The organism is Rhodococcus sp. MS16 (assembly GCF_013277795.1).
GTDB lineage: Bacteria > Actinomycetota > Actinomycetes > Mycobacteriales > Mycobacteriaceae > Rhodococcus_F > Rhodococcus_F globerula.
Map to the genome: position 1 here is coordinate 57,357 of NZ_VBTM01000013.1, position 15,831 is coordinate 73,187.

At 60.9% G+C, this 15,831-nt stretch carries 10 protein-coding genes; 3 read left to right on the forward strand and 7 right to left on the reverse strand.

Features of this window, described 5'->3' with window-relative positions; genetic code table 11:
• Window positions 1–30 precede the first annotated feature (30 nt).
• Both FEZ60_RS25140 and FEZ60_RS25145 read right to left on the reverse strand, forming a co-directional pair.
• On the reverse strand, window positions 31–219 hold the full coding sequence (locus FEZ60_RS25140; RefSeq protein WP_172937336.1) for a hypothetical protein: 189 nt from the start codon (window positions 217–219) through the stop codon (window positions 31–33).
• Window positions 216–1,433 (reverse strand): pentapeptide repeat-containing protein, encoded by a 1,218-nt coding sequence (locus tag FEZ60_RS25145; RefSeq protein ID WP_172937337.1) that lies wholly within the window; start codon window positions 1,431–1,433, stop codon window positions 216–218. The genes FEZ60_RS25140 and FEZ60_RS25145 overlap by 4 nt, the downstream gene beginning before the upstream one ends.
• A gap of 176 nt (window positions 1,434–1,609) precedes the next feature.
• Between FEZ60_RS25145 and FEZ60_RS32980 the strand changes: the two genes are divergently transcribed.
• Window positions 1,610–1,735, forward strand: coding sequence for a hypothetical protein (locus FEZ60_RS32980; RefSeq protein WP_275942469.1), 126 nt, complete (start codon window positions 1,610–1,612; stop codon window positions 1,733–1,735).
• A 417-nt stretch (window positions 1,736–2,152) separates the two neighbouring features.
• Entirely contained in the window at window positions 2,153–3,196 is a 1,044-nt protein-coding gene (locus FEZ60_RS25150; protein ID WP_172937338.1) for a hypothetical protein, read from the forward strand.
• Window positions 3,197–3,282: 86 nt separating this feature from the next.
• On the opposite strand, the gene FEZ60_RS25155 is transcribed toward FEZ60_RS25150, so the two are convergent.
• The 5 genes from FEZ60_RS25155 to FEZ60_RS25175 all read right to left on the reverse strand — a co-directional run bounded on the left by FEZ60_RS25155 (window position 3,283) and on the right by FEZ60_RS25175 (window position 14,243).
• Window positions 3,283–12,144 carry a helicase-related protein gene (locus FEZ60_RS25155; RefSeq protein ID WP_346343410.1) on the reverse strand — a complete coding sequence of 2,954 codons (8,862 nt, stop codon included), beginning with the start codon at window positions 12,142–12,144 and terminating at the stop codon, window positions 3,283–3,285.
• A 203-nt stretch (window positions 12,145–12,347) separates the two neighbouring features.
• Window positions 12,348–13,007: a hypothetical protein gene (locus FEZ60_RS25160; RefSeq protein ID WP_172937339.1), complete on the reverse strand. Its 660-nt coding sequence runs from the start codon at window positions 13,005–13,007 to the stop codon at window positions 12,348–12,350.
• A gap of 191 nt (window positions 13,008–13,198) precedes the next feature.
• Entirely contained in the window at window positions 13,199–13,411 is a 213-nt protein-coding gene (locus FEZ60_RS25165; protein ID WP_172937340.1) for a hypothetical protein, read from the reverse strand.
• 43 nt (window positions 13,412–13,454) lie between these two features.
• Window positions 13,455–13,859, reverse strand: coding sequence for a hypothetical protein (locus FEZ60_RS25170; protein WP_172937341.1), 405 nt, complete (start codon window positions 13,857–13,859; stop codon window positions 13,455–13,457).
• 21 nt (window positions 13,860–13,880) lie between these two features.
• The gene (locus FEZ60_RS25175) at window positions 13,881–14,243 is read right to left on the reverse strand and encodes a hypothetical protein (RefSeq protein ID WP_172937342.1); all 363 of its coding nucleotides are present in this window, start codon (window positions 14,241–14,243) and stop codon (window positions 13,881–13,883) included.
• 265 nt (window positions 14,244–14,508) lie between these two features.
• Here FEZ60_RS25175 and FEZ60_RS25180 point away from each other — a divergent pair, with 265 nt between their 5' ends.
• Window positions 14,509–15,654 (forward strand): hypothetical protein, encoded by a 1,146-nt coding sequence (locus FEZ60_RS25180; RefSeq protein ID WP_172937343.1) that lies wholly within the window; start codon window positions 14,509–14,511, stop codon window positions 15,652–15,654.
• Window positions 15,655–15,831: the final 177 nt, after the last annotated feature.

Here is a 15,831-nt window from a genome sequence, read left to right on the forward strand (position 1 = left end):
ACTCTTGCGAGAATTTCGGAGTTTCCTCCACTACTCAGCTGCCCCGTTGCGACGCTTCGCAATAGCCACCAGGTCGTCAATCGTGAGCTTGTCCTGAAGGTATTCAACGAACACTTCCTGACTGTGAGCGTCCATCGTGCGGCCTTCCAGCGCCATGATCGGTACCAGTTTGTCGTATTCTGCTCGTGCTTCTTCTTCGGTAAGTCGGTCGTTTGTCATGCGGAACCTCCGGGGATCGGGGATGAGTCAGAGTCCGTGGGTTGCGGTTCATCCTCGACTAGTTGCCCGAGGTGCGGCATAAAGTTCTCGGGCCATTTCGTCGTTCGGGAGTAGTGAGTCGTTTCATCGAACTCGGTCTCTTCATCAAATGTGCTGCCTGTGAAATCAGCTGCTTCAATGTGCGTTCCTCCAAATTTGGCCGAGCTCAGGTTCGATCCTGAAAAGGTCGCGCCATGGAGTCTCGCACCCGTGAAGTCCGCGAAGTAGAGAACTGCCTGGCTAAAGTCTGCACCCCGAAAGGCGCCCCGAGTGAACGAAATTTGCATCCCTGTCGCTCCCTTGAAAATGGATTCCCTCCCAACACTCAAGTTGAAGTCGGCGTGGCTAAGTTCAGCGGCCGTAAAATCCGTTCTGTGCAGTCGGGTCCGCGTGATCGTCGCTCGAGACAAATTTGCTCTTTGAAGAGTCGCGGCATTCAAGACGGAGCCGTGAAGATCCGCTCCAGAAAGGTTCGCTCCGAAGAGATTTGCCTCGCTGAGGTTGGCTTTTCTAAGTCGCGCACCGTTGAGATCAATCACGATCCGAGCATCTGTTTCCAACTTCGCATCTTCAATCCATCCATTCTCTTGCTGGTGCCAGTCCTTGGTGCGTTCACGCAAAACTCCGATGATCGAGTTCCGAACGGCTGCTTCCTCTGGCTCGAATCCATCGGTCCCATCCAGTCGGCGGTTCGCACGAAGATACGAGCAGAGCAGGTGTACGCACGTCTTAGCTTGGGAATGGGCGTGACCTGGTTGTGGTAGCCGAGTGCCATATCGCAGCCAGTCGTCCACAAGTGCCGCGATTGCGTAGGCTCCGGCTTCGCGTACGGCAGAGTTTTCGTCTCCGAGTTGTTTTGCTGCCACGGTGTATCGGTCTTGGAGGTTTGATTCACGGTCCCCATCTACCGTCTCGCGGTGATGTTGAGCATCTAGCCCCCGGCTCTTCTCGCCGTTATGGAACGCAATGTAACCCGCGGTGATCGCGCCTACTCCGGCCGCGACTGTGGCTGCTGGCTGTGCAGCTAAGTCCCAAAATTCGTTGGTTCCAGGCACGGAGAACGCCCTACCCAAAAGAAACCCCACTGCACCGAAACCTGCCGCGATTCCACAACCTGGTCCGTAGCGGCGCACCCGCGATGGTTTCGGCTCGATGCCATAGAGGTTGTATGACATGAGGGACTCTCCTGGCGTGAAGGTGATCGTATGTGAGAGGTGGGGCGAGACCATAGGTCTCACCCCACCTCGGCTGAGTCTTTGATCGTAGAGATTTATGCAGTATTCGTGTTCGCCGGCATGTTCTCCCGTCAGATAGTTCGTACCTGTCAGCCGTCCCTGCTGCGAGGTGAGTGGTGACCTCTCACAGCACAATCGTTGCGCTCGGCGCTGTCCTTCCGCTGCCGATACTTCAACCGATGACCTGGTCCAAAGCTGCAATCAGCGCGACCGCTGTGGTTATGACCCCGATCGGTTCGTAATAGGCTGCACCGACGGCTGCGGCGATCCCGATGACACTCAGAAGCAGAAGCCGAAGCCGCCTTCGGGGGGATGGGCCATCGGCTCTCTCTGGTGCGGGAGGGGTTGTGGGCGATAGCGTCATGAGACGTCCTCTTTCTTTATGCGGGAATTGCGGGCGTTGACGGCTCTCCGTTGGTGCGGAGGGCCGTCGCTGTTAGGTAGCGATGGCGTTGCCGTCGACACCTACTGTCACTCGACGCAGACTGCTTTGTCGAGTACCGTGCAGGGGAAGAAGTTCGCGCTTTAACCGGCCTTCTTGTCATATTGAAATATCGAAGATCGAAGCCGAGAAACAGCAGAGAATCCAGGAACAGGGAAAAGGTTCAGAGGGCCGGTCTATCGGTAACCGTTGAACGTTGCAAATGGGGGGGCAATTCGTGGCAATCGCAGCGGAACTGAAGTCACGCCGAGAGCATCTTGAGGCGATTGTCGACGGCAAAAACCTCGACCGTCTGGTCCGTGACAACCTTCAAGACGTATGGAAGGCGAGCACTCCACCCGAGATACTCATTCGATCGGGATTTGTACGTCGAATACCAGAGTTGACGGATTCGGAGATCAAGGGAATTCGGATCGTGGACAAGCCACGGCCGGTGCTGCCGCGCCGTCCGCCTTTGTCAGTGCTAGCCCAAAAGCCCAAGGGCGTAGGGCTCCGTCTGGCAGTTACGCTCCCCTTCCTTGTGCAATCCAACCGACTCCTACTCGGCGCGGATGCCAAGTTCGGCTGGCCAATCGAGAGTGCCCATCCAAGTCCGAGTGGGCTGATCGATGTGCTCGTTGTCAACGCGAACCAGGTAAGCGGGAAAGAAGAGCTAGCAGTCGACAGGCCCGCAAACCGTAAGCGGCAGATCGGTAATGCGATCACCGCGCTCGCCGAGTCGGACGTCAACCTGGTATCGCTCCCCGAAGCATTGGGCCAGGGATACCGGAAGTACAAAGATATTCGACTCCTCGTCGAAGACGGTGGACACAAGCGAGTAGGGGCGACTCCCTACCGTGTGCCGGATGCCACCGAACCAGTAGTTCGGATCCCTGCCGACTTCTACCTCAACGGATGGGTCCATGCCCTGACGAACCGTGAGATCGCGATGTGGATGATGCTGCGCGATTTGCATGAACGCGCCGGCGGTCTGCCTGGAACCGAGTTGGACATCACCGCCCACGATCGGCTTCGCGACTACGACCTGACACGAGCAGCATGGGAATCATTCAAGAGACTGTCCGACTATGGGTTAATCATCTTCAAAGCCGATCCGAATCGTCGTGATAACGGAACGGTGGTAGGCGGCAGCAGGAGACCGGACTCCGAGCGCCACAGGTTCTATCTCAATGACGATGGATTGAAAGAACCTGGCGTCGATACCGTATACAAGCAAATCTGCGAGGAACACGACAACCTCCCCCTGCGAGGTCCGAGCTAAAGACCGTCAGGTGGGATGAGGGCAAATTCCGCCCTCATCCCACCTCTGCTTTCTGCCTGACCGCAGGTATCGACACCGGGCATCAGTTAGACGGCGCGTTCTCCGTCTTCGCCGATTCCGTAGTCGAAGTCGGCCTCCGGTGCGGTTTCTTCGGGACCTTCGGTGGTCTCGGGATCGCTGCCGATGACTTCCCGCAGCGGTCGTACGTGACTGCTTCCTGCGGCCTTGAGTGAGTCGACGATCGCCTGATCAACTTTTTCATCCACTGATTCAGCGACATGCGATCCAGGCTGATCGGTGGCCGCCGGTTGAATTAGTTGAGTGGGCTCGATGATGACATTCGGCCGCTGTTCCGGCGTTGGCGCTTGCTCGAGTTCGATGGCAGCTCGCAGTTTCGTGCCGCGTTCGATGCTTGCCTCGTAGAGCTTTTCTCGCGGGACACCGCGTTCCTTGGACATCTCGTCGACGCTTTGTGATGCTCTGGCGAACGCATCGCCGCGTTTGTTCGCGGTGCCTCGATCGTGTTGGCCGGTGCCGTCCCAACTCTCCCAATTCCATTGCCGGCCGTGCCAGTGAGTACGGGCACCGGGCATCCCGGAGTTCGGATCGAAACCGTAGCGCCACTCGACTTCGCTGGCGTCAATCGTCTGCCACGACCGCTTCTGCTCATTGCTTTCGCGGGCTTCGGCGTTCTGCTCCCACTCTTTGCGCGCTTCGGCCATCTTCGCCGGCACCGTCGCGATGACCGATTCGCGCCGCATTCCCTGTTCGGTTGCCCATCCTTCGGTGGGGTTGAGGTCGAGTGACCATCCGGGGTACTGGCCGTCGGCTCGGCGGCGTTCGGTGTCGAGGCGCGCCTGTCGGAGAGCGTCGGGTGAGTTTTCGCGGGAGTTCACCTCGAGCCCCAGTTCGTGGGCTTCGAGCTTTGCGGCTTCGAGTTCGGCGTCGTGAGTGAACACCATTTCCGGTTCACTGATCGCGGTTTCGAGCTTTTGCTTGTCCCGGTCGAGTTGGTGTTCGAGGGAGTCGCCTCGGTTGCTGACGGAGACGAGTTGGTTGCGGATGGTCTGGATGACTCCGTTGGTGGCGCTGTCGAGAGAGAAGACGTCGATCATCTTCTCGCGGGCGAGGTAGCGTTCCTCCCCCGCGATGTCGACGATGTAGTTGGAGAGGGTGTGCGAGTACCCGAGCATCACGGGCACACCGTTGACGGATGCGATCGGGAGGAACTTCCGGTCTTTGGTGACCTGTTCCCGTGCGTCGGCCAGTGCTTCTTTCAGAGCATCTCGGAGGTCGGGCACTTCACTGTCGGGGACCGGTCCGCTGGGGAAGTCCCAGATTCGCCTGTCGCGGTCTTCGATGTTCAGCCATTCCTGGAGCTTGGCGCTCTGTTCCTGCAAGCCTGGCAGTCGTTCGGTCGCGTCCTCGATCCGGCGCTGTAGGGACCGGATCGTCGCTAGTCGGGCGGCGTTGTTGTTGATGATGGCGCCTCGTTGCGCTTCGAGCGTGGTGACTTTCTGCTCGGCTTCGACCTGTTGGACGAACACCGGGTCGCCGGTGGCGGCTGCTTTCGTCTGCGCCCAGGACAGTGAGAGGTCACCGCCGACGTCTTCCATCGTTGGGGGAAGGTCTTCGCGGCGCAGTTGAGCGACGAATGCTGATTTGCGGGCTACGTACTGGTACATCATCGCGTCGTAGGAACGGCGGGCGACGACGTTGACGACGCTGACCTTCTCGAAGGTGTTTCCCTGACGGATGATGCGCCCGATGCGCTGTTCCATATCCGCGGCAGTCCACGCCGGGTCGAGGTTCACGAGCTGCTTGAGCGCTCGTTGGACGTTGAGGCCGGTTCCGCCCTTCTTCGTCGATGTCAGTAGCACCCGAATCCGTCCGTCGCGGCACGCCTCCATCAGCTTGGCCTTGGCTTTGGGTGAGTTGTGGTTGTGCATGAACGCGATTTCTTCAGCCTTCATGCCGCGCTGGATCAACGCGTCCCGCATTTCGGTGTAGACATTGCGGGCTTTGCTGGTGTCTCCGACTTTCGGTGTTCCTCGGTCGCAGAAGACGAGCTGGAAGGCACCGGTCATGTCGGGGCCGTGTTTGTCGGCGGGAATGAACACGTCGACGTTCTCGGCGTGGACGTCCCAGATGGCGTCGGCTGCGACCTCGACGCGGGAGTTCTCCGGCGGCGGTGAGGGCAGGTTCGCCAGGCGCGGGTGCATGGCGACGTTGCGGCCGTCGGTAGAAATTTTGAGGGAGTTGTCGATGTGCATCTCGTCGCCCTTCACGTTGCCCAGGCGCTCGTCCAGGTCGGCGACGAAGTCGATGACGTCTTGGCCCTGGTCGAATTCGAGGATCGTCGGTACTCCCCCTTCGAGCTCCGGAAGCGGTACCTCGATCTGGTCGGAGGTGACGACGTCGCGGAACTGATCGAGCATGGCCACGAGCTGTGGCACGTTCGCGTACTCGGCCATGCGGGTGACCATCCGCAGTTTGGTGCCGGTGATGTTCATTTCCACGGCGGTGACCGGTTTGGCGAAGGTGCCGGCCCAGTTGTCGATCCGGCCCATCCCGGTGCGGGTCAAAAGATCCGGGCGCAGGAACTTCGTCATCACCCAGATTTCAGACATCGCGTTGGTAATCGGGGTACCGGTGGCGAAGCCCACCGCTTTGGCGGGCGCGTTCGGCTTACCAGCCCGGGCGTTGCGTTCTCGGGCCGCTTTGCGCAGGAACTGCGCTTTCATCTCCAGGTCGGTGGCTCGTTGCGCCCCGTCCGGAACCGACAGGTCAGCGGAGTTCGACGGCCGGGAAAGGTTCTTGTAGTCGTGGGCCTCGTCGATGAACATGAAATCGCACCCGGACTGCTCGAAACTGAGTCCGTCGTCGGAGGATTTCTGGCTCATGATGGCGTCGATACGTTTGTTCGTCGCCTTGATCGCGTTCTCGATCTGCTTGACCGAAAACTCCGATCCGTTCTCGTTCGCTGCGTCCAGAGCGACCCGCATTTCGACGATTTCGTTGTCGAGGTATTCGAGCTGAGCTTCACGTTTCATCGCGATCAGACCGAACACGGACTGCGGGACGATGACCATGTCCCAGTCTCCGACTGCTGTCTGCCCGATGAACCGTTGCCGGTCGTCGACGCCGTCCAACTCGGACGCAACGAGAATCTTCGCGTTCGGATACGCCTCGCGGGCCTCCTTGCCCCACTGCGAGAGCAGATGGTTCGGGACCACCACCCACGGCTGACGCACCTGACCAAGCCGCTTGGCTTCCATGCAGGAAATAGTCATCGTCAAGGTCTTGCCGGCGCCGACGACATGATCGAGAAGGATCGTCTCGTCGTGCAGGAACCGCTGAACAGCAGCGGTTTGGTACTTGTACGGCGTGAACTTCGGGTTCAGTCCGGGGAACGCCTTGAATGCGGTGCTGTACTTCGGTTTGACGAACGAGTTGCACAGCTCGTTGTAGGTGGCGGCAAGTTTGACGTAGCGGTCACCGTCGGACCAGAGCCATTCCGCGAACCGGTCTTGCAGGGCGTTCGCGTTCGAGCGGGCCGCTGCGGTCAGTTCCGGATGGAACCGCGGCTTCGGTGCCCGCAGTTCCTCTTCCGGCGTCTTGAGGACCTGGATCGCGCGGTTGTTGGCGATCAGGTTGAACATGTCGACACCGGCGAGACGGGCGCTGCCGTACTTGTCGGTGTAGCCGCGTGCGGCGTCGATATGCCGGTTGTTCTGCTCTGTCTTGAAGCTCCAGTTGCCCGAGACCTTGTCGAACTCGGTTTTGAGGTGGCCGGGATCGAGACCGAACTCCTTGATGAGGAACTCGCGGTAGTACTCCATCGGTACCCACGTCGCCCCTGGTCGGACACCGATTGTCGCCGGATCGACGTCGGCCGGCAGCACTCGTTCGAGCTCTTCGACGGCACTTCCGTACAGCTCTGGGTCTTCGGCGGCGAGCATCCGGGCGGTGGCGAGTTTGTCGCGGACGTGTCCGGAGAGGAATGTCTCGGCAAGTTCCCATTCCCCGGGCTGATCGAGGGACGGGAACATGTGCCCGCGGGCCTGGTCGATGACGTCGCCGACCTCGTAGTCGAGCAACTCCCCCATGCGCTCCGGCGAGATGTATCCCAGCTCGTCGAAGCTGATGGCCATCGCCTCGTCGACGTGCTCGGCCGATTCCGCCCTTTCCTTGAACGGGGTGGTGTCCTCGGTGAAGATGGTGGACTTGCCGGCCTCGGCGTCGGTGCCGTCGAAACGGGAAGTGAACGTCTCGATCGCCAGGACCATGCCCACTCGTGGGTCGCGGGCGATCGCGCCTTTGAGGTGGCTCTGGTTCTTCTGCGGGACCGGCTCGGTCGCGGCCTTTTCCTGCATTTCCTCGAGGATGTCCTCGGGAACCTGCCCGGTGTACGGGCGGGCCTGCTCCGGGGGCAGTCCTTCCTCGCGGGCTTCTGCCTTGCCGATCTTGATGCGCCACCGCTCGACTGCCTTGTCGAGTCGTTCGGCGATCTTCTTCTCGGTCAGCGGCGTCGGTTCGGTGAGAGTGAATCGGTTGATCGGCCCCCACCTGTCGACATAACTGTCGTAGAGACTGTTCAGCTGAACACGCAGCGCATTGCGTTCGGCCAGCGTCGATTCGGTCGAGCGGCTCGCCTCGGTGACGTTCATGACGGTCTCACCGAGCGCGATGAGCACCTTCCACTGCTCAGCTTTGTCCTTGCCGGTGCAATTGACCTGCGTCCAGCCCTGCCCGATCTTGAACTGCTCGAAATGGCCCTTGACCTCGTCGAATCGGGTTGTGCCCGGTTCGATGGTGGCCGAATCCAGACCTGCGTCGGTCAGCAATCCCGCGGTGGTGAAGGCTTCGGCGACCTTCACTGTCGGTGCGGGGGCGGTTAATCCGAGACCGTGTTCGACGGCGTGGTCGACGATCGGGTCGAGCTGGCGGCGCAATTGCTGCGCCAGCGGCGCACGGGCGTTCGGTTCGACGATCAGATTGCGGTTGCCGTTGGCTCCGTGACCGAGTGCCAGGGTGCCCAGGACCCGCTCGGGTCGCTCGACGAAATAGCCGTTGAGGCCGTATTCCTCGGCCCGTTTCTTCTCCTCGCCTTCCTTGCTGCGGACATCGAGGGCGATGGTTTTCGCCTCGCTCGCCCACTGCGCCGTTTCTTGCGTCGGTGCTTGTCCTTCTTCGCGGCGCCGGAAGATCAGGACGTCGGTGACGACGGCGGTCTTGGCCTGTCTGTCGAACGCGCCGGTGGGTAGTCGCACCGCGCCGACCAGGTCGGCGTCGGCGGTGATCTTCTTGCGGACATCGGGCCGGCGGGCATCGGAGGTATATGCGGAGGTGACGACCGCGACGTAGCCGCCGGGGGCGGTCAGGGCGAGGGATTTGAGGATGAATTGGTTGTGCAGTGAGTGACCGTCGGCGTTGTGGATCGGGTCCGGGACGCCGTACTTACCGAAGGGCACGTTGCCGATCGCTCCGGAGAAGGTTTCGTCGGCGGCGAAGGCGCGTTCGAATCCGTGATTGCGGATCTGTTGTGACGGATACAGGTGGTGCGCGATCTGGGCGCTGATCGGTTCGATTTCGACGCCGACCATGTTCACCCCGGCGGGTGCGGTTCCGACGAAGTGCCCCGCGCCGCAGCCGGGTTCGAGGATCAGTGCGTTCTCGGGCAGTCCGGCGCGCTGCACTGCTCGCCAGAGTTCGGCGACGATCGAGGGGTCGGTGTAGTGCGCGTTGAGGGTCGTCTCGCGGGCCTGCGCGAAACCGCGTTCGCCGAGCACCTCGAGAAGGTCGGCCCGTTCACTCGACCAGCGTTCCCGAAAGCGCGGGCGGTTGTCGAAGATCTCCGGAACTGCGCCCCACCCGGACCACTGAGCAAGAACAGCCTGCTCCTCGGCGGTTGCTCCGCGGTTCTCACGCGCCAGCTCGGTTACGAGCTGCGCGGCCGCGATGTTCGCGTGCACGCGGGCCTTCGACCCGCTGGGGACCAGGACCTCGGTGCCGAGTGCGAAGTCCTCGACCGGAACAGGTGGTGCGACGACGATGGGAGCCGCTGCGGGTTCGGCCAACTCAACGTGGACGTCTTCCTCGACGTCGGCCTCTGCCTGTACGTCTTCACCCAGTGCCAGTTCGGCTTCGGCTTCGGGTGCGGCTTCGGGGAGCTGATAGCCGTGTTCGACTGCCGTTTCCGGTGAAATCCAGATGTTCGCGCCGCTGGGCTTGCGGGCCTTGACCAGGCCACCATTGCGCCACAGGGGGCTGGTGATCGGTTCGCCGTGCAGCTCCTCCGGAACCAGCGGCACGCTCTCGTCGACGGCTTGAACAGTCGCCGGCTCCGGCGTCACCTCGACTTCAGGGGCGGGTTCTCGTTCAGGTTCGGAGTCGACCTCGACGGTCTCCTCCACGCTCTTTTCTGTCCTGGCCTCGGTGCTGCGTTGCACCTCGCTCCCGGCGTTCGCCTCGGCTGCGTGTTTGCGTGGAAGCTGTTGACGGGCTTCGTCGATGGCCTCGCGCCAGGTGTTGACTCCCCCGTAATGCTGGCCGTCAAGGGTGACCGGCGCATCCTCGTTGAACACGGATTGTTCGAGAAGGATGTGTGTTCCCGCGGGGTCGCCGACGATGACCCGACCGGCCACCTCGGCGATGACATCGTTACCGAACATCGGTTGTGCGGGAACACCTTCGGCGTGCATCGCCTCCAACAGCGGTTTGTCGACCTCCTGCCGCATGGCCCACTCCATGTCGAAGCCCTCGGCCTCGAGCAACGACATCTCGGTCGGGTGCATCCGGTAAAGATCGTCGAGGATCTGACGGCGGGCGAAGCGCTGCAGAGACGACCCGGTGGCGTTGAAGCTGCTGTCACCCATGACCCACATCGGGGCACTGTGCGCGCTGACGTGGTAAAACTCGTGTCCACGAGCAAGAAGCACCGCGGTCCCGAGAACCTGCTTGTGCGCAACGTCGACCGGCCGATAGGCGCGTTCGATCCACTCGGGGATCGGCAGCTTCGCAGCTTCGAGTACGCGGCCCAACGCGAAACGGTGGTCCCGGCCACCGGCGTACGTGTTGTAACTCCGGTCGAACCGGTACTCCCAGAAGTTCCGGGAGGGAAAGAACTCGATCGAGAATCGCTTCTTCGAGCGCAGCCGGATCGCGTCGCTGTTGTTGGTGCTGAACGCGCTGCCTTCCTCGAACAGAGGGTGGCGGTCCTCATCCTTCGCCTCGGCCGGGTACAGGTTCGGGACGATCTCGTTGCGCAGTTCCGCTTCGAGTGCGGCTCTGGGGATGCCGGCTGTTGCTTCAACCAGGTCGGGACGTTCCTCGGCGAGCACCGTGAAAGCGACATAGATGCCCGCTTCGAGCTTCCAGTCCCGCACGCCCGAAGGCTTGCCTGCCCAGGTGGCGATCACCGGGTCTTGGAGGAGATGCTCATGCATCCAGCTCTTCCACTCGGCCTCGACCTGAGGTGACCAGGTCAGCTCGGCGGCATGGTTGTGCGCCCAGGCGGTGACCAGAGCCTCGGTGAACCATTCCGGGGTGTGATTTTCGGGAAGCCGGTTGATTAGCTGAGCTGCGGCCTGCCGCTGCGGTGAGCCGTCCTCCGCTAGCGCGGCGATGACCTCGGCGAAGACTTTCCGGTAGTCGTGCGCGTAACTGGTGGCGCGGGCATCTCGGCCACCGGTGGACGCGATCAGCTCGGGTGAGGTCGCGGCCTCCTGGAACAGTTGCTCGATGTCGGCGGCAACGGCCTCGTTCTGTGCGCGGTGCGCTCCTCGCCACCACTGTGCGTCGAGGGCGTTTCGAGCTGTTTCGCCTTTGAGTTTGCGGCGGGCGGCACTGAATCCTTGATCGGATTCCGGATAGGGCAGGTCGAGCGGTGTATCGGGGTTGAACAGGCTGTAGGCGTGGGCTTCCCAGTCGTCGATCTCGGGTGCGATACCCAGGTCGAGGGCTTCCTGCAGCGCCTCGTAGTGATGCTCGCGCTCGGCTGTCGCGGCTTCTTCACGCTCTGCTTCACGTTCGGCGAGTTCTTCTTCGTTGATTTCTTCGAGGTTGGGTTCTGGTCCCTCGTCTTCAAGATCGACGTCCTCGCCGGCCTCGATGTCGAGAACGCTCGCGGCGGCATAATGCGCGGTCTCGAGGTATTCCTCCCCGACCTCGCGTTCGTCGCTGGCGCGGGCGACGACGATCGCTTCGACCACGGCCGTGATTGCCGGATTCTGGACGGGGGTGCCAGTGCGGGCCTGCCAGTACGCCTCGGCTGCCGTGTGGCCCAGCTCTTGCCAGCGGCTGCGGTCGAGCAGCACTGCGTGGCACGCGAGAAACATCTCGTCGGACAGGGATTGGCGGTCGGTCATCAGGTCAGCGAGGGCGACCTGTGCCTTGTTGGTGAAGTGGCCTTCGGCCCACCCCAGGAACTGATCCGGGGTGTTGACGTCGGGGTTTGCCCGAAGGTCGGCTTCGGGGTCCGTCCCTGCGAGCGCCGCGAGAATGTGGGCTCTGACCTCGGATTGCGGGTCCGCGCTGTAGACGGGCGCCGGGACTGATTCCGGAACGGCCTGGGGCGGTTCAGATTCGGTCGTCACCTCGGTTTCAGGTGCGGGTGGAGCCGACTCGATGGGAGGGGTAAGCAGAGGACCCTGCGGCCGGCCCCGCAATTGCACCTCTTTGAAATTTCCGCTGAGGATGCTGGAAATCAGATCGTGCGCTTCACCTTTGGTGATCGTCGCATCGACGGTAAACGGCTTCTCGACCTGCTTGGACAGCTCTTCGAGCTTGGCGATCTGCTTCTTGGTGATCGCGTCGGCACGCCAACTGGCTTTAGGTTTGCGGTCGGCTGTGACGACTTCCTGCACCAGTGTTCGGGGCACCGAATGCGGGTCGATACCCAAAGCCTGAATTTCGCGGCGCAGCTCGTGCTCTCGGCCTGACTGCACGCGCCATTCGGTGCGGAGTCTGTCCAGCCGAGCGTTGATGTGCTCGACCCGGTCGCTGTTGGCGAGAATTCCGGGTTCGAGTCCGCGCTCTTGTGCTGTCGTTAATGCGCGCTGAGCCGAATCCAGTTGCTTTTTGAGCTTGTATGCCTGCGCCTCAAGGTCTTCGAGCTGAGCGCTGCTTGCAGCCCACAGGGCTTGTGCGTCTAGAACGGCATGTTCGGGTCCCCTGGTGGGTTCAGTCGAATTTCTGCGTTGATCATCGCTTCCAACTCGGCTGCGACCGGATCGAACGCTGTCATCGGGACGGGTTGATTGTCCTCGATTCGCTGCGCTACCAGCGCCTTCGCGAGTTGACGGAACCATGCCGGCTTCTCCAGCCAGACCCGGTGAACGATCCTCGCCGCCACGGGACGGTTCCGCACGTTCAGGCTCTTCCATCGATCCAGATCGTGCGCTCGCCGCGCCTGGTCCTCCGACTCCTGAACTGCCTTGTCCAGCCAGTCCTCGATCTTCTCCACTCGGGCGATCACTTCCGGCGTCACCTGCGAGTACAGCTCCTGCGCCAGCACCATCTCGCGTGCTGCCCGCCACGCGGTTTCCTTGCCCCGCACCACGTCCAGGTACGTCGGAGTCTTGCCGGGATTCGCCTGCGCCCATTCCTCGGTCGCCTGCTGCTCCAACGGGACGCTTGCGGCTTCCGTCAGTCCCTGCAGTCGCAGAGCTTCCCGGTTGATCTGCTCCAGCCCCTCCGTCGAGGTCAGGCTCACTCCGATCCACTCGGCCAGAATCCGCCGTGTCTCGCCCGCGATCGTCAGGTCGATTCCCTCGACTGCTTCGATCATTTCCTCGTTCAGCGGTGCCATTGCCTGCTCCTTCATTTTCGTATTCGAACGTGCCCTGGTTGGCGTCTTCGCGTGCCACTCGACCTCCTCGATTGCGCCCTCAATCCAGGGCGTAACTCCGCACGAAAATGCGGAGAATCTGAGGTCAATTTTACTACAAATTGAAGGCAAAAACCGGCGATGACCAGGCAAAACGCGAAAAACCGCACCAGTTAGCGCGTCCCGATAGCGCCCTGAGGTCGAGCCAGGGCCACGCACATCATCAGCGCCACTGGAGCGATGAACAGCCCCACCACGCCCGCCAGGAGTGCACGCAAGGGGTGACGATGACGTACGTACGAGCGCCGGGCAAAGAACACGCCGCCCGCGACGGACAACACGTTGAATGCGATGAAAACGCCAATGGCGAAACTGTTGCCATCCATCACGGGCCTACCTCTCTAGCGGGTGTTAGGTGTCCTCCGGCGCTCACAGCTCGTGGTTGTCGGGTACTTCGGTGATTGCTTCAATTCGGTTCCACGGCATTTCGACCTCAATCTTGGAGGGTTGCAATCTCAATTTCGGATTGGCGCTGTCTAGCTCAACAGCTTTCGCGATTAGCGCCGCGAAAGGGTTCTCCACGGTGAACCACACTGTCGAGGAACGAGATTCGAACTTGGCGGCCTCAACGGATCGATATCTCCCAGCTCCGTACAGGCCGTCGACGAACTTCTTCTTCTCAGGCAGCGTGTCTAATTTGTCCGCGTCACCCATACGATGCGCATCGGACCATGACTTGAGGAGCGCCTCCCAGCGCTTCATGTCGCCATTGTGTACGTAGTACGTCAATCGGGGAATCGTCACATCCTGTGGGAAGTGGATAACCTTTGCCATTCTTTCTCCGTTTCATTTTCATCATTCCGTCAACAGCGAGATGAGCTGCCAAATCACTTCGGCGGTGCCTGTGGCATCACGCGGATCGACCAGATGGTCTGTGACGGTAGCCCAGCCCACCGACCGTTGTTCCATAGCGCGGACGACGTGCGCACCGTAAACCTCGACGATGGTGAACAAGATGTCGCGCCCATCACCGATATGCCAGATGAGGTCGCCGTCATCGAGCGTGACATTTGAGGCGAGAGAATCCGTTTCCGCGTGCGGGTCGGTGCGTTCGTAGAAACCGTGGGCGGCCGCGACCAATGCAGCCCGGTGATCTTCGCTCATTCGGTGATGCAGCGCCAAGATTTCCGCGCTCGGTACCTTCTCCTGAACCGTCATCGGGCTCCCCTTCCTCTTGCTCCGCGTCTCGACTTCTGGTCGACGATTATACTATACATAGAGACCTCTTTAAATATAAGAGGTGGGCACCGGCCGACACCACATACGCCGGAGATGTCGAGATGCTCTGGGGATTAGCGAGATGGGGCGCCAGATTAGCGAGGCACACCGCGACGACAGACGACTAATGCGCTGACGTAACCTCGGGCTCTGCAACCAGAACATCCTTCAACGACCACAACATGCAGGTCGCTATCCTCTCCGCATGGCACATGTCGGTATCGGCGACCGCGCAGACGGAAACAAATCCGAGTTGGTGCTCCCACCTGGATTTGACCAAATGCTGGCTCGCAGGGAGCGAGACTCCAGCAGCCATCACGAATTCATCTGGACCAATTCCCCCGGCCCCGAGGGCAGAGGTACCCCAGACCTGACTGCCGCCGCTGATCAACTTCCACCAGGGATATGGCCTGACTCGGCCGATTCGCTCTACTCCCGTCTGGCTCGAAGTTTCGGCGGTTACACACCGCATGTCTTCGGTGATCACGCAGCTAAGGCTTTCCCCGACCTCGAAGAAGTGTGCAAACCCCTGGTAGCGGCAACAGGCTATGACACGCGCCGAATGGTCGAATGCAAAGCACCGAATACCGCTGTCATTGCATTCGGGCGAAACCGGAAGCATCTGCCATTGAAGCGCTTCCGGGAGCGTCGGTGCCCTCTATGCGGCGATCGCACGCATTTGAATGCCATAACTCCTTGGATGGTTACCTATATCGGCCCGCCCCGGTGGTGTTCAAGATGTAGCCATACGTACCTGGGCATTTGGCCAACCGTGCCACACACCAAAGAGACGGCAATCGCGGTGCTTCAGCACTACGTGAACGTGGCAGGCTTCGTGCCTACTCTCTGGGAAACCACCATAACCGTTCCCTCCGACATCCCGGACGTCCAACGAGACAACGTCATGGCGGCCAAAATGGCATTGCCCTATAAGGGAGATCTCAAGCGTATTGGTCTTAATCCATGGGCTAACTATCTTGACGCCGCTGGCCTCGGCGGCGAGTCGCAGATTCAATCTCGCGGCACGCAGAAGCGGGCCGTAGACGGGCACTGGTGTAGGTCGCTATTCGAGTGCGAAATCGATAACTTTATGACCCGAAATGGAATCGTGCACCAGCCCGAACCACTGTGGCCCGCTCACCCGAAATACAACGCATCCGGCCGGCGCCGAGCAGACTGGCAGCTGAGTGATGGGACCATGATAGAGGCTGCGGGCATGATGGCCTCACCTGAGTACGCAGCGAAGATGCGCGACAAGAAACGGTTGGCGGCGACGAAAGGAATTCCGCTCGTTGTGATCCTGCCGCAGGATCTACCTCACTTGAATCTGACGTTCATGAAGTGGCTTTGACCGCCTGCGCGGGCTTCGACTGCCGGAATGGGGATGGATCGGCGTGCCCCGACTGTCGCAGGATCGACTTGTACCGGAGATTGATCCGATTGCTGTGACGCACCTTCTTTGACGGGCGCGGGCGACACGACCGAGATTAGTTAGAGTGCAATTGCTCCGGTCAATCTGGGCTGCATC